Genomic DNA, 21,274 nt, shown 5'->3' on the forward strand with positions numbered 1-21,274 from the left:
TCGTGGTCGATGATGAACCGGATCTGCGCACACTCTACGAGCTGACCTTGTTGCGGGAAGGCTACCGCGTGGAAACCGCGGGCTCGGTCCAGGAAGGCATGACTCAGTTGCAAGGCCGCAGTTTCGATGTCTTGATTACCGATATGCGCCTGCCCGACGGGATCGGCATGGAGCTGCTGCTGCAGCTGCGCGATCAGTCGCGCAGCGAGCGCTGCATCGTCATGACGGCCTACGGCTCTGCCGAAAACGCCGTCGAAGCCCTGCGCGCGGGCGCGTTCGACTATCTGACCAAGCCCGTGGACCTGCGCCAGTTCCGTCAGGTCGTGGCTTCGGCCGTGCAAGGCATTGGCGCAGTGCCCAAGCCCGGCAACCCGCAGGCAAGCGACAGCTCGGCCGCCAGCGGCACTGGTGCGGGAACGCCAGCTGGCGCCCTTGAGGCTCTGGTTGGCAACTCTCAAGCCATGCAACTGGTCAAGCAGCGCATTGCCAAGGTCGCCAAAGGCATGGCTCCCGTGCTGATCCACGGTGAATCCGGCACGGGCAAGGAACTGGTGGCACGCGCCCTGCACGGCTGCAGCCAGCGGGCCGACGGTCCCATGGTCGCAGTCAACTGCGGTGCCATCCCGGAAAGCCTGCTCGAAGCCGAGTTCTTCGGTGCCCGCAAGGGCTCCTACACCGGTGCCACACAGGACAGGCCCGGCTACTTCCAGGCCGCACAGGGCGGCACCTTGTTTCTCGATGAAATCGGCGACCTGCCCCTGGCCATGCAGGCCAAGCTGCTGCGCGCCATTCAGGAGCGCAAGATTCGTCCGCTGGGCAGCACCCAGGAAGAAACCGTCGATGTGCGCATCGTCAGCGCCACCCACCGCGATCTGGGAGCGGAAGTGCAGGCAGGCAATTTCCGCCAGGACCTGTTCTACCGTCTCAATGTCATCGAAATCGAGCTGCCCGCGCTGCGCGAGCGCCGTGAAGACCTGGGCCAGCTATGCCAGGCTTTGCTGCAAAAGCTGGCCCGCGAGTCCGGACTGGCTACGCCGGAGCTGGACAACATCAGCCTGAGCCAGATCGCCCGGCTCCCGCTGCCTGGCAATGTGCGCGAGCTGGAGAACGTGCTGCACCGCGCCATTGCACTGGGCGAGGAAGGCCCGCTGCGCCTGCCCGAATCCTGCGTGCCGGCCGAGGACGTTGGTGCGGCGGCAACCGCTTCCTCGGACGCTTGGGCATCAAGCGCACCGCCGCCGCACACTCAGCACGCTGGCAGTCCGGCCATGCTGCCGGAGGATCTGCAAGGCTGGCTTGACGAGCAGGAGCGCAGCATTTTGGTCAGAGCCCTGCAGGACAACAGCTTCAACCGCACAGCCACGGCGGCCAGACTGGGCATCAGCCTGCGCCAGATTCGCTACCGCATCGACCGTCTGGGCATAGACCTGCCGGCCGAAGGCAGCAAACACCAGAGCGACAATGCCTGATCCCGCACCCCATTCTCCATCCTTGCCGCTGCCACAGCAGCCTTGGCAGGCCGGCTGGTACGGTGCGGCGCGTCACCTGAAATCTCCCAATTTCGGCCCTCGTCCCAAGGATGCGCAGATCGACCTCGTGGTCATCCATTCCATCAGCCTGCCTCCGGGTCAGTACGGCACAGGCGCGGTGCAGCAGCTGTTCACCAATCAGCTGGACTGGGACGCCCACCCCTATTACCAGGGCATTCGCGGCCTCGAAGTTTCGTCACATTTCTTTGTCACGCGTCAAGGCGAGATCTGGCAGTTCGTCAGCTGCGACGACCGTGCATGGCATGCCGGTGTCAGCCAATGGCGCGGGCGCGAGCGCTGCAACGACGACTCCATCGGCATCGAACTCGAAGGCCTGGAAGGCCTGAGCTTTGAAGCTCCGCAGTACCAGGCCCTGCAGCAGCTTTGCATCGCCATCGCGGCGCAATATCCTGTGCGCTACATCGCCGGGCACGAGCACATCGCCCCTGGACGCAAGCAGGACCCCGGACCCGGTTTTGACTGGCAGCGGCTGCAGCTGCAACTGGGCAGAGCAGACGGCACTCGAAGCTGGGAATTCCCCCCCAGTCCTGCAGCCTCAGGCGCAGCCTGAAATCTTCATAGCATCTACCGCCTTTCAGCGCTCGATTTCATGCATATTCACAGCTGAAATCTTGTACTGGCAAGCGCTATGCGCTCCTCATTTTGAAAATCCCGAGCATCCATCGTTGCGGGGCTTCGAAACGGCATGTCAATGGCGCGCGCGCAACAACTGTCGCCTGCATCAAACACGCAAATTTTTTACATATTTCCGTCCCGATCTGCCGCCGCGCGCAACCGCGCCACAGGCCTTTATTCATGCGGGATGAAGTCATTTTTGCGGCTGTCAAGCGGCGCTCGAAATGCCAGATTCAGTAGTTTCATCAGGTCGCCCGGATTTAAGCGCGATACACTACCGGTAGTGTTTTGAAGCGTCTCAGACCCCATATCTAGTGTTTACAAGTTGTGCACACCCTGTGCAAACCATGTGTAAACCGAGGCGCCGAATCGTGTTTTTGATGGCCTGCCCACAGTGCAGGCCTTTGTCTGCCTATCCACATACTGACTCAGAGGAACTTATGCAAGAAGCGTTGAACTCACTGCCTTCTGCCGCACCTGCCGGTGCAGCCAATTCTTCCTCCCCCAATGACAGCTATCAGATCATCCGCCGCAGCGGCGATGTGGTGGCTTTCGCGCCCCAGAAGATTGCCGTGGCCCTGACCAAGGCCTTCCTGGCTGTGCGCGGCGCGCAGGGCGCGGCTTCCGCCAGCGTGCGCGACACCGTCAACGAACTGACCGACGGCGTGGTGCGCGCACTGGTGCGCTCGCGCCCCGATGGCGGCACCTTCCATATTGAAGATGTGCAGGATCAGGTCGAGCTGGGCCTGATGCGTGCCGGCCACCAGGACGTGGCCCGCGCCTATGTGCTGTACCGCGAGCGCCGCAACCAGGAGCGTGCCGAGCAGAAGAAGGCCGCCGAAGTGGCAGCCGCTGCCGCCACCAAGCCCGTGCTGCATGTGACCGACAACGGCCAGCGCGTGCCGCTGAACCAGGAGCGCCTGGAAGCCCTGATCGTCGCTTCCTGCGGCAATCTGAATGCCGACATCCAGTCCGCCCCCATCGTGGCCGAGACCCTGCGCAATCTGTATGACGGCGTGCCTCTGGCCGAGGTCTACAAGGCGTCCATCCTGGCCGCCCGTACGCTGATCGAAAAAGACCCCGACTACACCTACGTCACCGCCCGTCTGCTGCTGCACACCATCGTGCGCGAAGTCATGGGCCGCGACGTGCAGCCCGCGGAAATGCAGGCCGCCTATGCCGACTACTTCCCCGGCTTTGTGCAAAAAGGCGTGGACAACGAACTGCTCAACCCCGAGCTGCTGAACTACGACCTGCCCCGTCTGGCCAAGGCCCTGAAGGCCGAGCGCGACGAGCAGTTCGACTATCTGGGTCTGCAGACCCTGTACGACCGCTACTTCCTGCACGTGCGCAAGACCCGCATCGAGCTGCCCCAGTCCTTCTTCATGCGCGTGGCCATGGGCCTGGCGCTGAACGAGCCCGACCGCAACGCCCGTGCCATCGAGTTCTACGAACTGCTGTCGTCCTTCGACTTCATGTCGTCCACTCCCACGCTGTTCAACAGCGGCACGCTGCGCTCGCAACTGTCGTCCTGCTACCTGACCACCGTGCCCGACGATCTGGACGGCATCTACGAATCCATCAAGGAAAACGCTCTGCTGTCCAAGTTTGCTGGCGGCCTGGGCAATGACTGGACCCGTGTGCGTGCCCTGGGCTCGCGCATCAAGGGCACCAACGGCGAATCGCAAGGCGTGGTTCCCTTCCTCAAGGTGGTCAACGACACGGCCGTCGCCGTGAACCAGGGCGGCAAGCGCAAGGGCGCGGTCTGCACCTATCTTGAATCCTGGCACCTGGACATCGAAGAATTCCTGGAGCTGCGCAAGAACACCGGCGACGACCGCCGCCGCACCCACGACATGAACACGGCGAACTGGATTCCCGACCTGTTCATGAAGCGCGTGATGGAAAAAGGCCAGTGGACCCTGTTCTCGCCCGCCGACACTCCCGATCTGCACGATCTGTACGGCGAAGCCTTCGAGAAGGCCTACACCGCCTATGAAGCCAAGACCGACAGCGGCGAACTCAAGCTGTTCAAGCGCGTGCCTGCCGTGGATCTGTGGCGCAAGATGCTCTCGATGCTGTTCGAGACCGGCCATCCCTGGATCACCTTCAAGGACCCCTGCAACATCCGCTCGCCCCAGCAGCACGTGGGTGTGGTGCACTCGTCCAATCTGTGCACCGAGATCACGCTCAACACCAGCGACACCGAAACCGCGGTCTGCAACCTGGGTTCCGTGAACCTGGTCCAGCACATCAAGGACGGCAAGATCGACCACGACAAGCTGCGCAAGACCGTGAACACGGCCATGCGCATGCTGGACAACGTGATCGACATCAACTACTACGCCGTGCAAAAGGCCAAGGACTCCAATCTGCGCCACCGCCCCGTGGGCATGGGCCTGATGGGCTTCCAGGACGCGCTGTATGAAATGCGCACCGCCTACGCCAGCCAGGGCGCCGTCGAGTTCGCCGACGAGGCCATGGAAGCCATCTGCTACTACGCTTACTGGGCGTCGACCGAGCTGTCCAAGGAACGCGGCACCTACTCCACCTTCAAGGGCTCGCTGTGGGATCAGGGCATCCTGCCCCCCGACACTCTGAAGCTGCTGGAAAAGGCCCGCGGCGGCTATGTGGAAGTGGACCGCTCCGCCAAGCTGGACTGGGATGCACTGCGCGCCAAGATCGCCAAGGACGGCATGCGCAACTCCAACTGCGTGGCCATTGCCCCCACCGCCACCATCTCCAACATCGTGGGCGTGGATGCCTCGATCGAGCCTTCGTTCGGCAACCTGTCCGTGAAGTCCAATCTGTCGGGCGAATTCACCGTCATCAACCAGTACCTGGTGCGCGACCTCAAGCGTCTGGGCCTGTGGGACGACGTGATGGTCATGGACCTCAAGCATTTCGACGGCTCGCTGCGCGCCATCGACCGCGTGCCGCAAGAGATCAAGAACCTCTACGCGACCGCGTTCGAAGTCTCGCCCGAATGGCTGGTGGAAGCCGCCTCGCGCCGCCAGAAGTGGATCGACCAGGCCCAGAGCCTGAACATCTACATGGCCGGTGCATCGGGCAAGAAGCTGCACGACACCTATATGCTGGCCTGGCTGCGCGGTCTGAAGACCACCTACTACCTGCGTACCACCAGCGCGACCAATATCGAGAAGTCCACCGTGCAAAGCCGTGTGCTGAACGCCGTGTCCTCCGGCGCTCCTGCCGCTTCGGCTGCACCTGCGGCCAAGCCTGCGGTGAGCGCACTGGAAGCGGCTGCTGCCGCTGCCCGTGCCCAGGCACCTGCCACGGACATCAAGTTCTGCGCCATCGACGACCCAGGCTGCGAGGCCTGCCAGTAATTGACTGGCTCCCCCTGAGGCGCTTTGCCTAGGCGGCCCCGCGCCTTCCCCCCTCTCTCGCTACGCGGGATGGGGACGACACCCTCGGTGCGCAACAGCGCTTCCTCGGTGTCTCTCGCCTTAGAGTGCGCCAGTATTTGAGTGGCGCCACTCCATCAATAAATGATTGAAAAGCTGGATGTCGATTGCACTGCACCCAGCTTTTTCCCTTCAAGGAATAAATATGCTGAGCTTTGACGACGACACCTTTGCCCCTTCCGCCACCAGCGCAGAAGCCGGCGCGTCCACCAGCACCCACAAGCGCGTGAATGCCGCAGACAAGCGCATCATCAACGCCAAGACCGACGTGAACCAGCTGGTTCCCTTCAAGTACAAGTGGGCCTGGGAAAAGTATCTGGCCACCTGCGCCAACCACTGGATGCCGCAGGAAGTGAACATGACGCGCGACATCGCGCTGTGGAAGGACCCCAACGGTCTGACCGAAGACGAGCGCCGCATCGTCAAGCGCAACCTGGGCTTCTTTGTGACGGCCGATTCGCTGGCCGCCAACAACATCGTGCTGGGCACCTACCGCCACATCACGGCGCCCGAGTGCCGCCAGTTCCTGCTGCGCCAGGCTTTCGAGGAAGCCATCCACACCCATGCCTACCAGTACATCGTGGAATCGCTGGGTCTGGATGAATCGGAAATCTTCAACGCCTACAACGAAGTCCAATCCATCCGCGACAAGGACGAGTTCCTGATCCCCTTCATCGAAGCGATCATGGACCCCAACTTCCACACCGGCACACCCGAGACCGACCAGACTCTGCTGAAGTCGCTGATCGTTTTTGCCTGCCTGATGGAAGGTCTGTTCTTCTACGTGGGCTTCACGCAAATCCTGGCCCTGGGCCGCCAGAACAAGATGACGGGCGCCGCCGAGCAGTACCAGTACATCCTGCGCGACGAGTCCATGCACTGCAACTTCGGCATCGATCTGATCAACCAGCTCAAGCTCGAGAACCCCCATCTGTGGACGGCCGAGTTCAAGCAGGAAATCACGGAGCTGTTCCAGAAGGCTGTGGAGCTTGAATATCGCTATGCCGAGGACACCATGCCACGCGGCGTGCTCGGCATGAATGCATCCATGTTCAAGGGCTATCTGCGCTACATCGCCAACCGTCGCGCCACACAGATCGGCCTGGAGGAACTGTTCCCCGGTGAAGAAAATCCCTTCCCCTGGATGAGCGAAATGATCGATTTGAAGAAAGAACGTAACTTCTTTGAGACACGAGTGATCGAGTATCAGACCGGAGGCGCACTTTCTTGGGATTAATTGCTTCTAAGCAGGCACAATGCGAGTCATGACTTGCTTCACTTCATTGCTACAAAAAACTGAGATTTTTGGCGTGAAGCAAATTTGTGTTCCTAGCGATGCGTAACTCCACATCGCTTTGAATCGTCCGGCACTGCAAAGAGCCGGACGTCTTATGCAAATCAACGAAGGAGAAAATGATGGCAACTGCGAAGAAGACGGCCGCCAAGGCCACAACCGAGAAAAAGACACCTGCCAAGAAGGCGGCCGCGCCCAAGGCTGAAGCTGTGAAGAAGGCAGCTGCAACCAAGACCGCAGCCCCCAAGGCCGCTGCTCCTGCAAAGGCTGCACCCAAGAAGGCTGCAACCACTGCCAAGGCTGCTGCTCCTGCAAAGGCTGCGCCCAAGAAGGCTGCAACCGCTGCCAAGGCTGCTGCTCCTGCAAAGGCTGCACCCAAGAAGGCTGCAACCGCCGCCAAGGCTGCTGCTCCTGCAAAGGCTGCACCCAAGAAGGCTGCAACCGCCGCCAAGGCCGCTGCTCCTGCAAAGGCTGCACCCAAGAAGGCTGCAACCGCTGCCAAGGCCGCTGCTCCTGCAAAGGCTGCAACTAAGAAGGCTGCAACCGCTGCCAAGGCCGCTGCTCCTGCGAAGGCTGCAACTAAGAAGGCTGCAACCGCTGCCAAGGCCGCTGCTCCTGCAAAGGCTGCACCCAAGAAGGCTGCAACCGCTGCCAAGGCCGCTGCTCCTGCAAAGGCTGCACCCAAGAAGGCTGCAACCACTGCCAAGGCCGCTGCACCCAAGAAGGCTGCAACCGCTGCCAAGGCCGCTGCTCCCAAGAAGGCTGCAACTGCTGCCAAGGCCGCTGCTCCCAAGAAGGCTGCAACTACTGCCAAGGCCGCTGCCCCCAAGAAGGCTGCAACTGCTGCCAAGGCCGCTGCACCCAAGAAGGCTGCAACTGCTGCCAAGGCCGCTGCGCCCAAGAAGGCTGCAACTGCTGCCAAGGCCGCTGCCCCCAAGAAGGCTGCAACTGCTGCCAAGGCCGCCGCTCCTGCAAAGGCTGCACCCAAGAAGGCTGCAACTGCTGCCAAGGCCGCCGCTCCTGCAAAAGCTGCACCCAAGAAGGCTGCAACTGCTGCCAAGGCCGCCGCTCCCAAGAAGGCAGCAGCAGCACCCGCTCCTGCCGCAGTAACCGAAACCGCTGCACCCGTGGCACAGACCCGCCTGGCACCTCAAGCCGCCTGGCCCTTCCCCACAGGTAACAAGCCCTGATCGGTTCGCTGACCTGCACGCCATAAAAAAGCCCGGCCTCTCCTGCGAGAGTCGGGCTTTTTTACATGCCTGATATCTGTGCCCTCAAGGCACGGATACCAAATCAGGGCTGGAAGTCCAGCTGATAGTTCTGCGGGCCGCGATGCGCAACCTTGAGCGCCCCCATGCGATTTCCCAGTTCGGCGCAGCGCACCAGGTCCCAACCACGCTCCAGACCAAACAGGAAGGCGCCGCGCCAGGCATCGCCGCAACCTGTGGGATCGACCACGGCAGCGGGCTTCACCGGAGCAACCAGTGTCTTTTCACCCTGCTGCCAGACTTCGCAGCCTTCGGCGCCCAGGGTCACGACCAGGCCGCGCACCTTGCGCGAAATCTCGTCAAAGCTCAGACCCGTGCGCTCGCTGAGCATCTTGCCTTCATAGTCGTTCACTGCCACCCAGTCGGCCTGCTCGATAAAGGCCTTGAGCTCGTCACCATTGAACATGGGCAGGCCCTGTCCAGGATCGAACACAAAGGGAATGCCTGCTGCTTTGAACTGGGCGGCGTGCTCGATCATGGCTTGACGGCCATCGGGAGCAACAATGCCGATCTTGACATCGGCAGCCATATCGGCAGTGATGCGATTCTCGTGCGCCTGCATCATGGCGCCTGGGTGGAAAGCCGTGATCTGGTTGTTGTCATGGTCGGTCATGATCATGCACTGCGCCGTATGCGTGCTCTGCAGCTGACCCACATGACGGGTCTCAATGCCCAGCTCCTTGAAGCGCTGCACATAATCCGCACCGTCGCTGCCCACCATGGCCATGGGGTGTGCATCGCCACCGAGCAGCTTCAGGCTATAGGCAATATTGCCGGCACAGCCACCAAAGTCGCGGCGCAGCGTGGGCACCAGAAACGATACATTCAGTATGTGCAGCTGGTCGGGAAGGATCTGGTCTACGAAACGACCTTCAAAGGTCATGATGTTGTCGAATGCCAGCGACCCGCAGATCAAAGCGGCCATGGTGCGTTCTCTTTCAGAAATGAATGAAGGGTGGCTTGCGCCAACAAGGATGTACAACGGGCATTTCTATTGACGAGACACCCTGCCTGATCCGAATTGGCACAAGCCGTATTAGGGATAAAAAACCAGCGCCCGGTAACCCGCCACTGCAGCGCCGAGATCCTGCACCTGCACAGGAACGTTCACGCTCCACTCCTGACGGGCATGCAACTGCTCCGGGCCACCCAGCAGCCTCAGGTCGATCACACGGCGCAGCAAAGGCCTGTCCTGCGCATCGGTCAAGGTCAGCTCGGCCATGGGCATGGCCACTGGCGCATCGGAGCGGTTCTCCAATGTCAGGCTCCACTGGTACCGACGGTCATCAGCAAGCTGCTTGAAGCCCGAGCCACTGATCACCACATCGGCAATCGCGCGGCGGGCCTGCAGCTCGCAACCCGCCAGACTGCAGGCCTTGGCCAGCACAGGGGCCAGCGCCGGATATTGCGCAGCCAGCACATCACGTTGCAGCCAGGCATATTGCCCCACGACACCGGCTACGGCTACCAGCGAGCCCAGCACCAGCGCTACACGCATGCCTGCTGAGTGCCAGAACGCCTGCCGGCGGGCCTGGCGTACAAAGCCAGGCTCATCGCCAGCAATGGCAACAGCCTCATCCGCATCCGTGACAGCCTGCGCCCGGTCCCTGGCGGGTTGTATAGCGCCGATATCGGCATGCAGCAGCGCCTCCTTCGAGACAGCTTCGGCCTGGGCCTCGTCCTTGAGGTCCTGCGCGGCCTCGGGCATCAGGACCTCGCTCGGCGACGACTGCACAAGCAGCTCCGGCTCGGTGGTAGCGGGAATATCACCAGACTCCAGCCCATCCTCCGGCTCGCTCGCGTCCGGATGAGGCTCATGCCGAGCAGCTTCCGCAGCCTCTTCAGTCAGAGGACGCGCCTGATCGACAAACGAGGGCTGTGCATCCGCCATCCCGGTCATGGAGCCGGACGGCTCCGGTTCGGAAACCACATCGGCAGGCTCTGCTGCCGGTGCGGCTTCTGCGACCTGGGCAACAGCCGGTGCCGCGTTCACCGAATCCGATTCCGAAGCCGAACCCTGCAGGGTCTCAGAGGCGGGAGCGACCAGCGCGGAATCATGCTGCGGCCAAGCCGGCACGGGTTGTTCGTCGGCTTCCGTCGGCTGCACCTCCTGTACGGCAGGTTTCTGCGGCGCATCAGCAGCGTCTGGCTGCAGCAGCTCGTCGGGCACGGACTGCAAATCCTGCGAGGCATCAAAGACGCTTTGGCACATCCCGCAGCGCACCCAGCCTTGCGAGATGCGCAGCTGGTCGGCAACCACTTTGAAGCGGGTTCCACAGGAGGGGCAACGGGTGACTTGGCTCATCAGGTTCAATTGTAGGCAGCAACAACCCGCACACCTGCCGGCTGCGGGTTTGCGTCGCAATCAGGCTGCTCGCTGTGCAGTCATGAGAATCCAGCCGTCTTCGCTGTCGGCCACCTCCAGCTTGAGATAAGGCGCATAGGCCTCTTTCAGCTCGTCGGCCTGGCGTTCCAGAATGCCCGCCAACACCAGATTGCCGCCAGCTTGCACACGACCGCACAGCAGCGGCGCCAGCACCTTGAGCGGCGTAGCCAGAATATTGGCCAGCACGGTCCGGTACTCACCGCCAGCCGCATCTGGCAGGCCGGCCCTGACTTCCACATGGTTGGCACTGGTGTTGTAGTTGGTCGATTCCACGGCCGCGGGATCGATGTCCACCGCATCCACATCGGTCGCGCCGAACTTGGCTGCACCAATGGCCAAAATGCCCGAGCCACATCCATAGTCCAGCGTGCGTCCCAGGGTGCCCTTGGGCTGGCGTGCAATCCAGCGCAGACACATGCGAGTAGTGGGATGGGTGCCGGTACCGAAAGCCAGACCAGGGTCCAGACGGATGCTGACCTTGGCCTGCTCGGGCAGTTCATGCCAGGTGGGAACGATCCAGAACTCGGGCGTGATATCCACGGGCTCGAACTGCGACTGCGTCAGGCGCACCCAGTCCTGCTCGGGCACGGGCTTGAGGGCCAGAATCTTGCAGCCCTCAAAAAAGTCCTGCGGCAGCAGCAGATCACGCGCCTCGGTGGCTGCGGCTTCGTCGGGATAGAGGGCGATCACGCGGCTGCGGTTCCAGCCTTCTTTCGGTGCCGGCATGCCAGGCTCGCCGAACAGTGCCTGCTCGGCTTCGGTCTGCGCATCGGCATCTTCTACGGACACGCTCAATGCATCGAGTGCATCCAGCGCTTCGCTAATGGTTTCGACCCGATCTTCGGGGCACAGCAGGCTCAGCTCGAACATGGCCATCCTTTCTAGCAACTGCGTCATCCATGCCAGGTCAGGCCTGACGGAGAGAACGCACTTGTACTTTCCTGAAAAACGAAAATGCTGGCCTCCGTTACCAGAGGCCAGCATGGGAACTCAGAGCAGCAAGGCTCCTGATCTCATCGCTTGTTGGGCGTGCGATGCGTCAGCCACTCTTCCAGATAGTGGATGTTGGTGCCGCCTTCCATGAACTTGGAGTCGACCATCAGATCCTGGTGCAGCGGAATATTGGTTTTGATGCCTTCCACCACGGTCTCCAGCAAGGCCGTGCGCATGCGGGCCATGGCCTGCTCGCGGGTATCGCCATAGGCAATGATCTTGCCGATCATGGAGTCGTAGTTGGGCGGCACGAAGTAATTGTTGTACACATGGGTGTCAACGCGCACGCCAGGACCGCCGGGAGCATGCCACATGGAGATGCGGCCGGGCGAAGGGATGAACTTGTACGGATCTTCGGCGTTCACACGGCACTCGATGGCGTGCCCCTTGAACTCGACCTGGCGCTGGGTGAAAGGCATCTTCTCGCCGGCAGCGATCATGATCTGGGTGCGCACGATGTCGATGCCCGTGATCAGCTCGGTGATGGGATGCTCCACCTGCACGCGGGTGTTCATCTCGATGAAGTAGAACTCGCCGTTCTCGTACAGGAACTCGAAAGTACCCGCACCGCGATAGCCGATCTTCTTGCAGGCCGCAGCGCAGCGCTCGCCGATCTTCTCGATCAGACGACGGGGAATGCCGGGAGCCGGAGCTTCCTCGATCACCTTCTGGTGGCGACGCTGCATGGAGCAGTCGCGCTCGCCCAGATACACGGCGTTCTTGTGCGTATCGGCCAGCACCTGGATCTCCACGTGACGTGGGTTCTGCAGGTACTTTTCCATGTAGACGGCAGGATTGCCGAAAGCAGCGCCGGCTTCGGCCTTGGTCATCTGCACAGCATTGATCAGTGCAGCTTCTGTGTGCACCACACGCATGCCGCGACCGCCGCCGCCGCCCGAGGCCTTGATGATCACGGGATAGCCGATGGTCTTGGCAATGCGCTTGATGAGTGCGGGATCGTCGGGCAGTTCGCCGTCCGAGCCGGGCACGCAAGGCACACCGGCCTTGATCATGGCTTGCTTGGCCGAAACCTTGTCACCCATGGTGCGGATGTTCTCGGGAGTCGGGCCGATAAAGGTGAAACCGCTCTTTTCCACACGCTCGGCAAAGTCGGCGTTCTCGGACAAAAAGCCGTAACCGGGGTGGATGGCTTCCGCATCGGTCACCTCGGCAGCCGAGATGATGGCCGGCATGTTGAGGTAGGACAGCGGAGAAGGAGCCGGGCCGATACAGACGGCCTCATCGGCCAGCTTGACGTACTTGGCATCGCGATCGGCTTCGGAATACACCATCACCGCCTTGATACCCAGCTCACGGCAAGCGCGCTGGATGCGCAGGGCGATCTCGCCCCGATTGGCAACCAAAATTTTCTTAAACATGAAGTTCCTCGCAGCTTGGTGCCTGTGCCGCAGCACAGACTACTGCCAATGACTCAGTCGCGCAGCCAGTGGCTAGCGCACCTCTGCGCTGCCATGCGAACTGCACGCAACGCCTCATGATCTATCACTCGATCACGAACAGAGGCTGGCCGTATTCCACAGCCTGGCCGTTTTCACCCAGAACGCGAACAATGGTGCCGGTCTTGTCGGCTTCGATTTCGTTGAGGATCTTCATGGCTTCAACGATGCAGATGGTTTCGCCTTCCTTGACCTGGCTTCCCACATCCACAAAGGGCTTGGCGCCGGGGCTGGAGGCACGGTAGAAAGTACCGACCATGGGCGACTTGACCACATGGCCTTCAGCAGCAGGGGCTGCGGCCGCCACAGGAGCAGCGGCAACGGGAGCGGCAGCCAAGGGGGCAGCCATCACAGGAGCGGCTTGCACGGGGGCAGCAACGTATTGGTGAACCACACCTTCGCTCTTGACGATACGGACCTTGCCCTCTGCTTCGGTGATCTCCAGTTCCGACACATTCGATTCGGACACGAGATCAATAAGGGTCTTGAGTTTTCGCAAATCCATGGGAGCTCCAGCGACGTATTTCTAAACAGGGCGCGAATTTACCTCAAATTCGGCCTTCTGCGTGCATTGGCAGATATTTTTCACTAACGTCGCCATGGAATTTAGTTACCTACACTTTTCTGACGACAAGAGCAATGTTCATTCGCTCTATTTGCTCCAATCTGTCAGATCTTCGCTGGAAAGCTCGCCTATTTTACGTTGCCGCACTTGCCCCTTGGCATCAAAAAGAACCGTGAATGGCAAGCCTCCCTGCAAGTTACCCAGGCTTCTGCTCAGTCCCAATCCCCCTTGCATGGCGATGGCTACCGGGAACTGCACGGGCTGACGCTGCAAAAAACGCAGCACGGCTTCGGATTTGTCAACCGCGAGGCCAACGACCTGAATACCTTTTGCACCTTGCTGCGCCGCAAACTCGCTGAGCATGGGCAGCTCCTTGACACAGGGCGGACACCAGGTGGCCCAGAAGTTCACCAGCAGGGGGCGGCCCTGTAAAGCGGCCATGGCAAAAGGCTTGCCATCGGGGGTTTCAAACGTATGACTCCATAGCTGTGCCTCGACGCCAGGGCCCATGGCCTGCGGCTGGCTGCGCCACCAGGCCACACCGGCGCCCCCCCCGGCCGCAACTGCAGCCACTGCGCCGGTCAGCCACAGGCGGCGCGAGCCATTGGTCGACTTGTTCTCAGAGGTGTTTTCACTCATCGCAGCTCTCCTGCAGCAGCTTGCGCAAGGCCTTGGCATCGCCACGCGGGCTGCGACCATGACTATCGGGCTTCATCGCGCCGCGCATATCGTCATGGTCGTAGACCAGCAGATGCACGCCCACGGTTTCGTTGATAGGCTTGCACAGTGCGTGAACGGAAAGCGCCTCGACCGGCTTGCCCTGAAAGCCTGTGACCGTACTCGGCTCGTATTGCACATGGTTGTTGATGAGCGCTATTTCGGCAGACTTGGGATCATCGCAGAACAGTTGCAGATAGATATCCGACAGCCGCGTGGCCGTGCCGCGCCAGACCGCTCCGGCCAGATGCGGGCGAAACTCCTGCAGCCTGTCCATCCAGACCAGGGCCAGCTCGCGCAGTGCCTGCAACTCCTGCGGCTGGGTGTCGCCGCAGAACAGCTCTATATATTCACGCACCGCTTCTTCAAGCTGGTCGTTGTCAGGCAGCGCCGTGCGGCCGGGCAGGCCGAGCTGACGCACGGCCCGTTGCTTGGCCGGGCCCCATTCAAGGCCTTCCTCCACCACCAGGCGGGCCGCTGTCTGAGCGATTTCAGCAGTCACGTTATCCAAACTCATAGCGCTATTTCATCACGCCCGCCGCAGCAGGCGCGGCAGGTCATGCACGCATTGTGACCCAGATGAATGACCGCACTTTGACTTGGACCGTACGAGCCAAGGTTTTGATAGCTGCCAGCACCCGTTTCGTATCTAACTGAAAGTAAAAACACATTTAAATCCATATAGATCATGCGCAACCAGCTATCAATTTGACAATAAAGGTTACCGTCAGCGCCCAGGCGGGCCATGGCTTGCCTCCAGGTCATGCAGGCAAACGTAGAATCCCCGGCCATGCACATACATATCCTGGGCATTTGCGGCACCTTCATGGGAGGCTTGGCCGCCTTGGCACGAGAAGCCGGTCACAAAGTGACGGGCTGCGATTCCGGCGTTTACCCGCCGATGAGCGATCAGCTGCGCCAACTGGGCATCGAGCTGATCGAGGGCTATGGCGCCGACCAGATTGCGCTCAAGCCCGATATGTATGTGGTCGGCAACGTGGTCAGCCGCAAACGCCTGCCCGACGGATCGCCCAAATTCCCGCTGATGGAAGCGATTCTGGACACTGGCGCCGCCTATACCAGCGGCCCGCAATGGCTGGCCGAGCATGTGCTGCGCGGTCGCCATGTGCTGGCCGTGGCCGGCACCCATGGCAAGACCACCACCACATCCATGCTGACCTGGGTGCTTGAGTGTGCGGGTCTGCAACCCGGTTTCCTGGTCGGCGGCGTACCGCTGGACTTTGGCGTCTCCGCCCGCCTCGGTGCGGCCAGGCGTCCTGTCGCGGGCCCTGGCCCCGTCGGTGACGAACCAGCGTTTGTGATCGAGGCCGATGAGTACGACACCGCCTTTTTCGACAAGCGCAGCAAGTTTGTGCACTACCGCCCCCGCACGGCGGTGCTCAACAACCTGGAATTCGATCACGCCGACATCTTTGACGATCTGGCTGCCATCGAGCGCCAGTTCCACCACCTGATACGTACCGTGCCGTCGACCGGCCGTGTGGTGAGCAACGGCCTGGAAGAAAGTCTGACCCGCGTGCTGGGCCAGGGCTGCTGGAGCGAAGTACGGAGCTTCGGCTCGGCTGTCAGCGATTTCAGCGCCGATGGCGATCCCAGCGACTTTGCCGTGCTGCACCGCGGCAAAAAAGTGGCGCAACTGCGCTGGAGCCTGACCGGCGTGCACAACCAGCTCAATGCACTGGCCGCCATCGCTGCCGCCGACCATCTGGGCGTCAGTGCCGAGGTGGCTTGCGAAGCCCTGTCGCGCTTTCAGAATGTCAAGCGTCGCATGGAGCTGCGCGGCACGGTCAACGGCATCGAGGTCTATGACGACTTCGCCCACCACCCCACAGCCATCCGCACCACCCTGGACGGTCTGCGCCGCAAGCTCGGGGCAGAGGCCCGCATCCTGGCGGTGTTCGAGCCTCGCAGCAACACCATGAAGCTGGGCACCATGAAGAGCCAGTTGCCCTGGTCGCTGGAAAGCGCCGATCTGGTCTTCTGCCACACTGCAGGCCTCGACTGGGATGCCGCCGAAGCACTGGAATCCATGGGCGTAGGCGCCGGCCAGCGCGCTCAGGTAGCGGGTGATATCGAGACCCTGATAGCGCAGATCAGCGCCGTCGTCCGCCCCGGTGACCATATCGTCTGCATGAGCAATGGCGGCTTCGGCGGCATCCACGCCAAGCTACTGGAAGCGCTGAAATAAGCCCTGAAAAAAGCAAATGCCCGCCAAACGCGGGCATTTTCATCAGCAACCTTCAAAACTGGCATGCCTTGACACGGAGACAGCAAGCAAGAGCCGTCTCGCAGCGAGGCTGTCGCCCCCTCCGCGAAGCAGAGAGGGGGAAGCCGCAAAGCGGCTCAGGGGTGTCAATAACTGATTGACATCGCCGGCACATCCACCCGGATCAAGGGTTTGGACAATACAGCATGCGCTGCCAGGGCATAGCTGTTGCGCCAGTCTTCGTTGTCAAACAGCTCGGGGCGATTGCGCGCCTCACGCGCCACCACCACCAGCTTGTCAGCCAGCAACACCTTGCCGGTGGCCCGCAAAGGCTCGCACTCGAGCGAGACAAACTGCTGATCCAGCCAGCGTCGACCTTCGTCCGAACTGATAGGGGACAGCGACTGGGTATCGACCCGGTATTCACGGTCGCCATCCAAAACCACGATTACTTCACTACGCATAAATCTCCTCTGACCTGGTGACTCTTGCACCATTCGTTATCGTGGCCACAGCTTAATAGTGACCGCGGTGCTGAAGACGCTGCAAGCTGACGGCTTGCAAACAGCTGCGGCAACCACTGCAAGACCTGAAAGCGCGCCTCATGCATCACAGCGGTTACGGGAACATGGTGTGCAAAGCAATGCAAAAACATTAAATTTGATAGCATCACTTACATACTTGGCATCAATATAAGGGCAAAACTGTCTTTTTCAAGTGTCATTACGGACTTGTAACCAGCCAGTTATCTCCATCCAGGCTCCTGCCTTGAAAATGTGATGAGAGGACTTACATACTGGACAGATCTTTGACGAATACCAGTTTGCAGGCCTTGCAACGCCTTCAGGAACCATCACCATGACCGCTGAAAACATCCACCAAGAAATACGCGAGCATCTGCAACAACTGGAGACCGAACTGCAGGTCCAGAAGCTCTGGTCCGCCGTAGCCCCAGACCCCAAGGCACTGGAATCCACCACGCCTTTCATGTACGACACGCTCAAGCTGCACGAGTGGCTGCAATGGGTGTTCATCCCGCGCCTGCGCGCCGTGATCGATGCCAAGGGCAGCCTCCCCCACCAAAGCCATGTATATCCGCTGGCCGACCACGAGTGGCAGCAGCGCACCGACTTTGACAAGCAGCATCTGCTGCGCCTGCTCAACCGCATCGATGCCACCCTCAATGGATGCGAGATGACACCGGAATCAACGCCGGACACCAAACACTGATCGAGCAGGCAGGCAACCCACTCCCGTATGGAAAAACAAACAGGCCACAGGAAATACTCCTTGTGGCCTGTTTCGTTCATGCCCGCCTTATCTATCAGGCGAGCACTTCGGCTTCCTGCTTGCTGGCGAGCGCAGCAGCGCGGCGCTGGCTCACGGCCTGCGACAGCTCTTGCAACGTTTCCAGAGAATCATCCCAGCCCAGGCAGGCATCGGTAATGCTCTGGCCATAGGTCAGATCGCAGACCTCGTCCTTGCCGGGCGTGAACTTCTGCGCGCCGCCGATCAGATGGCCTTCGATCATCACGCCGAACACGCTGCTGGAGCCACCGGCGATCTGAGCCGCGATATCACGGGCCACATCCTTCTGGCGCTCATGCTGCTTGTTGCTGTTGGCGTGGCTGCAGTCCACCATCAGCGAAGGCGTGAGGCCAGCTGTCTCCAGATCCCTGCAGGCAGCCGCCACATGCTCGGCATCGTAGTTGGGCGTCTTGCCACCGCGCAGAATCACGTGACAGTCCTGATTGCCGCCCGTATGCACGATGGCGACCTGGCCGTTCTTGTGTACCGACAGGAAATGGTGACCGCGGCTGGCCGACTGAATCGCGTCGGTGGCAATGCGGATATTGCCGTCCGTGCCGTTCTTGAAGCCGATCGGCGCCGAGATTCCCGAAGCCAGTTCACGGTGCACCTGGCTTTCCGTGGTGCGGGCACCGATGGCGCCCCAGCTGATCAGATCGCCGATGTACTGGGGCGAGATCACGTCCAGGAACTCGCTGGCCGCAGGCACACCGAGGCGGTTGATGTCGATCAGCAGCTGGCGCGCGATGCGCAGGCCTTCGTCGATGCGATAGCTCTGATCCAGGTAGGGATCGTTGATCAGCCCCTTCCAGCCCACGGTGGTGCGGGGTTTTTCGAAATAGACGCGCATCACCACTTCCAGCGTGTCCTTGTACTGCTCGCGCACCACGGCCAGACGGCGAGCGTAGTCCAGGGCAGCAGCCGGATCGTGAATGGAGCAAGGGCCGACGATGACCAGCAGACGGTCATCCTGCGCACGCATGATGTTGTGGATGCTGCGGCGGGTGTCGCTGATCAGCGTTTCCACGGCAGTGCCGCGAATGGGGAAGAAGCGAATGAGGTGCTCTGGAGGGGGTAACACTGTGATTTCCTTGATACGTGCGTCGTCGGTCTGGCCTGTCTTGGGAGAGCCTGCGCGATACCAGGAATCGGTGGAGGAAGTGTTCAGAGCAGTCATGGCAATCTTTCGTGAGGTGTTTGATCGTTGAAAACCGGGGGTGCTGAAACGTAGGGGTGAAAAAAAACCGCCGGGCTTTGCAGCTTCGGCGGTTCTTTGGGAGGTGTTTGCAGGGTGCGCGCGTTTACCTCTCAGCCGCCGGGGGCGAGAACCAAAAGTAAAAGAAATAGGCGCGTTGCGTTTGCATGTCTTTCAATGTAGCACAGCTCTTTTGCATTGCAACATCAGCAGCTCGCACCGCTGTTCTGTCAAAAGCAGGTTTTCCCTCTGAAATGGCGCATTTTTTAAAATTTACTCATACGCAGTATTTTTGCGTTTTTTCTAATTTTTCAGAATTTTTTTGATAAAAACTTCCATTAACCCAGAATCAGTGCAATTTTTAAGCGAATCAGCAATATTCAGGACAAGACCCCTTAACGCCATGAAAAAACCCTGCTGCCAGGCGATCTACAGCGATTTGCCACAAGCTTTTTCGCCGTGAACGGTCTGCAGCACACTGAAATGAAAAACCCCCGCTCTGCCATGCAAAGCGGGGGTTGGTGCTCGCGACGGGCAGAGCCGTCATGAAACCTCTATCAGGCCGTGCCACCGACTGTCAGGCCGTCAATGCGCAGCGTAGGCTGGCCCACGCCCACAGGCACGCTCTGGCCTTCCTTGCCGCAGGTGCCCACACCCGAGTCCAGGCGCATGTCGTTGCCAATCATGCTGATGTGCTTGAGTGACTCCGGGCCGCTGCCGATGATGGTCGCACCCTTGACGGGGTACTGGATCTTGCCGTTTTCCACCCAGTAGGCTTCGCTGGCAGAGAACACGAACTTGCCGCTGGTGATGTCCACCTGACCGCCGCCGAAGTTGGTGGCGTACAAGCCCTTCTTGATGGAGCCAATGATCTCCTGTGGATCCTTGTCGCCACCCAGCATATAGGTGTTGGTCATGCGCGGCATGGGGATGTGGGCATAGCTTTCGCGACGGCCATTGCCCGTGGGCTTGACGCCCATCAGGCGCGCATTCATGGAGTCCTGGATATAGCCTTTGAGAATGCCGTCCTCGATCAGCACATTGCTCTGGCTGACATGGCCTTCGTCGTCCACGTTCAAGGAGCCGCGGCGATCGGCAATCGTGCCGTCATCCAGCACGGTCACGCCCTTGGCGGCCACGCGCTGACCGATGCGACCGCTGAAGGCGCTGGAGCCCTTGCGGTTGAAGTCGCCTTCCAGGCCGTGGCCCACGGCCTCGTGGAACAGCACGCCGGGCCAGCCCGAGCCCAGCACCACCGTCATCACGCCTGCCGGTGCGGGACGCGATTCGAGGTTGACCAGGGCCGCATGCACGGCCTCGTCCACATACTGGCTGATCTGCTCGTCGCTGAAATAGGCCAGGCCGAAGCGACCGCCACCACCGGAGGAACCCACCTCGCGGCGGCCCTTTTGCTCGGCGATCACTGTCACCGACAGGCGCACCAGTGGGCGCACGTCAGCGGCCAGCGTGCCGTCTGCACGGGCCACCAGCACCACATCGTATTCACTGGCAAGACCGGCCATGACCTGCACCACGCGCGGATCCTTGGCGCGGGCCAACTTTTCCACCTTGCCCAGCAGCTCGACCTTGGCCGTGCTGTCCAGCGTGCTGATGGGATCCAGTTCAGGGTACAGAGAGCGGCTTTGCGCAATCTTCTGCGCACCCGCCTTGACGCGGCGCGTCTGGGTTGCGCTGGAGATGGAGCGCACGGTACGTGCGGCATCCAGCAGCGAGGCTTCGGAAATGTCGTCGGAATAGGCAAAAGCCGTCTTCTCGCCGCTGACCGCCCGAACGCCTACTCCCTGATCGATGGAGAAGGAGCCGGTCTTGACGATGCCTTCTTCCAGACTCCAGCCTTCCGCGCGGGTGTACTGGAAGTAGAGATCGGCGTCATCCACCTGGTGCGAGCGAATTTCGGCAAGCGCACGCGCAAGATGGGTTTCGTCCAGGCCGAAGGGCTCAAGCAGCAACTGACGGGCCGTGGCCAAGCGTTCGATGGTGGGTTCGCGGGAAATCATGAGAGCATTGTAGAGATAGCTGCAAGCCCTGACTTGTCTCGGGCTGCGCATAAAAAAGAGCGGAATGCTGCCCCACCAGGCTGAACAACATTCCGCTCCATTCACTTAGCTTCGCACTTGCCGGGTTCCGCACTGCCCGCTTTGCATTGCAGAACCCCACCTGGGTCTTTGCCGCTCCCGCTTGATCGGTCTTCTGACCCCCCAGAACCGTTTGTAAACGCTGTTTACAGTCGAAGCAAGACCTTGGACGGAA

The 21,274-nt window shown here is 60.8% G+C and carries 18 protein-coding genes; 7 read left to right on the plus strand and 11 right to left on the minus strand.

Features of this window, described 5'->3' with window-relative positions:
- Positions 1 to 2 precede the first annotated feature (2 nt).
- From CTR2_RS23800 to CTR2_RS23820, 5 genes are all read left to right on the plus strand, one after another.
- Positions 3 to 1,469 (plus strand): sigma-54-dependent transcriptional regulator, encoded by a 1,467-nt coding sequence (locus CTR2_RS23800; RefSeq protein ID WP_176391694.1) that lies wholly within the window; start codon positions 3 to 5, stop codon positions 1,467 to 1,469.
- Positions 1,462 to 2,100, plus strand: coding sequence for a 1,6-anhydro-N-acetylmuramyl-L-alanine amidase AmpD (gene ampD, locus CTR2_RS23805; RefSeq protein ID WP_087080462.1), 639 nt, complete (start codon positions 1,462 to 1,464; stop codon positions 2,098 to 2,100). Before CTR2_RS23800 ends, ampD begins: the two co-directional genes overlap by 8 nt.
- Positions 2,101 to 2,605: 505 nt before the next feature.
- Entirely contained in the window at positions 2,606 to 5,515 is a 2,910-nt protein-coding gene (locus tag CTR2_RS23810; RefSeq protein ID WP_087080460.1) for a ribonucleoside-diphosphate reductase subunit alpha, read from the plus strand.
- Positions 5,516 to 5,738: 223 nt separating this feature from the next.
- Positions 5,739 to 6,830: a ribonucleotide-diphosphate reductase subunit beta gene (locus CTR2_RS23815; RefSeq protein WP_034357815.1), complete on the plus strand. Its 1,092-nt coding sequence runs from the start codon at positions 5,739 to 5,741 to the stop codon at positions 6,828 to 6,830.
- Positions 6,831 to 7,006: 176 nt separating this feature from the next.
- The gene (locus CTR2_RS23820) at positions 7,007 to 8,077 is read left to right on the plus strand and encodes a hypothetical protein (RefSeq protein WP_310221982.1); all 1,071 of its coding nucleotides are present in this window, start codon (positions 7,007 to 7,009) and stop codon (positions 8,075 to 8,077) included.
- A gap of 103 nt (positions 8,078 to 8,180) precedes the next feature.
- Here the strand turns inward: CTR2_RS23820 and CTR2_RS23825 are convergent, their stop codons facing one another.
- The 8 genes from CTR2_RS23825 to CTR2_RS23860 all read right to left on the minus strand — a co-directional run bounded on the left by CTR2_RS23825 (position 8,181) and on the right by CTR2_RS23860 (position 15,020).
- Complete coding sequence (locus tag CTR2_RS23825) at positions 8,181 to 9,080, minus strand: carbohydrate kinase family protein (protein WP_087080458.1); 900 nt, start codon at positions 9,078 to 9,080, stop codon at positions 8,181 to 8,183.
- A gap of 111 nt (positions 9,081 to 9,191) precedes the next feature.
- Positions 9,192 to 10,460: a zinc-ribbon and DUF3426 domain-containing protein gene (locus CTR2_RS23830; RefSeq protein WP_087080456.1), complete on the minus strand. Its 1,269-nt coding sequence runs from the start codon at positions 10,458 to 10,460 to the stop codon at positions 9,192 to 9,194.
- A gap of 60 nt (positions 10,461 to 10,520) precedes the next feature.
- On the minus strand, positions 10,521 to 11,411 hold the full coding sequence (gene prmA, locus CTR2_RS23835) for a 50S ribosomal protein L11 methyltransferase (RefSeq protein ID WP_034355260.1): 891 nt from the start codon (positions 11,409 to 11,411) through the stop codon (positions 10,521 to 10,523).
- Between the two features lie 143 nt (positions 11,412 to 11,554).
- Complete coding sequence (gene accC / locus CTR2_RS23840) at positions 11,555 to 12,913, minus strand: acetyl-CoA carboxylase biotin carboxylase subunit (protein ID WP_087080454.1); 1,359 nt, start codon at positions 12,911 to 12,913, stop codon at positions 11,555 to 11,557.
- A 124-nt stretch (positions 12,914 to 13,037) separates the two neighbouring features.
- Positions 13,038 to 13,496, minus strand: coding sequence for an acetyl-CoA carboxylase biotin carboxyl carrier protein (accB, locus tag CTR2_RS23845; protein ID WP_087080453.1), 459 nt, complete (start codon positions 13,494 to 13,496; stop codon positions 13,038 to 13,040).
- Positions 13,497 to 13,643: 147 nt separating this feature from the next.
- Positions 13,644 to 14,195, minus strand: coding sequence for a TlpA family protein disulfide reductase (locus CTR2_RS23850; protein WP_087080451.1), 552 nt, complete (start codon positions 14,193 to 14,195; stop codon positions 13,644 to 13,646).
- A complete protein-coding gene (locus CTR2_RS23855; RefSeq protein WP_176391582.1) occupies positions 14,188 to 14,790 on the minus strand; it encodes a hypothetical protein in 603 nt (200 codons plus the stop codon). The genes CTR2_RS23850 and CTR2_RS23855 overlap by 8 nt, the downstream gene beginning before the upstream one ends.
- Positions 14,787 to 15,020, minus strand: a complete 234-nt coding sequence (locus CTR2_RS23860) for a hypothetical protein (RefSeq protein WP_140400968.1) — start codon at positions 15,018 to 15,020, stop codon at positions 14,787 to 14,789. The genes CTR2_RS23855 and CTR2_RS23860 overlap by 4 nt, the downstream gene beginning before the upstream one ends.
- Before the next feature lie 43 nt (positions 15,021 to 15,063).
- Between CTR2_RS23860 and mpl the strand changes: the two genes are divergently transcribed.
- Positions 15,064 to 16,482, plus strand: a complete 1,419-nt coding sequence (gene mpl / locus CTR2_RS23865; RefSeq protein ID WP_087080450.1) for a UDP-N-acetylmuramate:L-alanyl-gamma-D-glutamyl-meso-diaminopimelate ligase — start codon at positions 15,064 to 15,066, stop codon at positions 16,480 to 16,482.
- Between the two features lie 164 nt (positions 16,483 to 16,646).
- Here the strand turns inward: mpl and CTR2_RS23870 are convergent, their stop codons facing one another.
- Entirely contained in the window at positions 16,647 to 16,964 is a 318-nt protein-coding gene (locus tag CTR2_RS23870; RefSeq protein ID WP_012839818.1) for a hypothetical protein, read from the minus strand.
- A gap of 394 nt (positions 16,965 to 17,358) precedes the next feature.
- Between CTR2_RS23870 and CTR2_RS23875 the strand changes: the two genes are divergently transcribed.
- Positions 17,359 to 17,730, plus strand: a complete 372-nt coding sequence (locus tag CTR2_RS23875; RefSeq protein WP_087080448.1) for a YqcC family protein — start codon at positions 17,359 to 17,361, stop codon at positions 17,728 to 17,730.
- 94 nt (positions 17,731 to 17,824) lie between these two features.
- On the opposite strand, the gene CTR2_RS23880 is transcribed toward CTR2_RS23875, so the two are convergent.
- On the minus strand, positions 17,825 to 18,985 hold the full coding sequence (locus CTR2_RS23880; RefSeq protein ID WP_087080446.1) for a 3-deoxy-7-phosphoheptulonate synthase: 1,161 nt from the start codon (positions 18,983 to 18,985) through the stop codon (positions 17,825 to 17,827).
- A 575-nt stretch (positions 18,986 to 19,560) separates the two neighbouring features.
- A complete protein-coding gene (gene tldD / locus CTR2_RS23885) occupies positions 19,561 to 21,021 on the minus strand; it encodes a metalloprotease TldD (protein WP_003051333.1) in 1,461 nt (486 codons plus the stop codon).
- Positions 21,022 to 21,274 lie beyond the last annotated feature (253 nt).

Source organism: Comamonas thiooxydans (genome assembly GCF_002157685.2).
GTDB lineage: Bacteria > Pseudomonadota > Gammaproteobacteria > Burkholderiales > Burkholderiaceae_C > Comamonas > Comamonas testosteroni_H.

What these genes read in the sequence shown, in the direction of transcription:
- CTR2_RS23820 (WP_310221982.1), top strand. Translation starts at nt 7,007, where the DNA reads ATGATGGCAACTGCGAAGAAGACGGCCGCCAAGGCCACAACCGAGAAA.
- tldD (WP_003051333.1), bottom strand. Translation starts at nt 21,021, where the DNA reads ATGATTTCCCGCGAACCCACCATCGAACGCTTGGCCACGGCCCGTCAG.
- accC (WP_087080454.1), bottom strand. Translation starts at nt 12,913, where the DNA reads ATGTTTAAGAAAATTTTGGTTGCCAATCGGGGCGAGATCGCCCTGCGC.
- accB (WP_087080453.1), bottom strand. Translation starts at nt 13,496, where the DNA reads ATGGATTTGCGAAAACTCAAGACCCTTATTGATCTCGTGTCCGAATCG.
- mpl (WP_087080450.1), top strand. Translation starts at nt 15,064, where the DNA reads ATGCACATACATATCCTGGGCATTTGCGGCACCTTCATGGGAGGCTTG.
- prmA (WP_034355260.1), bottom strand. Translation starts at nt 11,411, where the DNA reads ATGTTCGAGCTGAGCCTGCTGTGCCCCGAAGATCGGGTCGAAACCATT.
- CTR2_RS23815 (WP_034357815.1), top strand. Translation starts at nt 5,739, where the DNA reads ATGCTGAGCTTTGACGACGACACCTTTGCCCCTTCCGCCACCAGCGCA.
- CTR2_RS23870 (WP_012839818.1), bottom strand. Translation starts at nt 16,964, where the DNA reads ATGCGTAGTGAAGTAATCGTGGTTTTGGATGGCGACCGTGAATACCGG.
- CTR2_RS23860 (WP_140400968.1), bottom strand. Translation starts at nt 15,020, where the DNA reads ATGGCCCGCCTGGGCGCTGACGGTAACCTTTATTGTCAAATTGATAGC.
- CTR2_RS23880 (WP_087080446.1), bottom strand. Translation starts at nt 18,985, where the DNA reads ATGACTGCTCTGAACACTTCCTCCACCGATTCCTGGTATCGCGCAGGC.
- CTR2_RS23875 (WP_087080448.1), top strand. Translation starts at nt 17,359, where the DNA reads ATGACCGCTGAAAACATCCACCAAGAAATACGCGAGCATCTGCAACAA.
- ampD (WP_087080462.1), top strand. Translation starts at nt 1,462, where the DNA reads ATGCCTGATCCCGCACCCCATTCTCCATCCTTGCCGCTGCCACAGCAG.
- CTR2_RS23830 (WP_087080456.1), bottom strand. Translation starts at nt 10,460, where the DNA reads ATGAGCCAAGTCACCCGTTGCCCCTCCTGTGGAACCCGCTTCAAAGTG.
- CTR2_RS23855 (WP_176391582.1), bottom strand. Translation starts at nt 14,790, where the DNA reads ATGAGTTTGGATAACGTGACTGCTGAAATCGCTCAGACAGCGGCCCGC.
- CTR2_RS23825 (WP_087080458.1), bottom strand. Translation starts at nt 9,080, where the DNA reads ATGGCCGCTTTGATCTGCGGGTCGCTGGCATTCGACAACATCATGACC.
- CTR2_RS23850 (WP_087080451.1), bottom strand. Translation starts at nt 14,195, where the DNA reads ATGAGTGAAAACACCTCTGAGAACAAGTCGACCAATGGCTCGCGCCGC.
- CTR2_RS23810 (WP_087080460.1), top strand. Translation starts at nt 2,606, where the DNA reads ATGCAAGAAGCGTTGAACTCACTGCCTTCTGCCGCACCTGCCGGTGCA.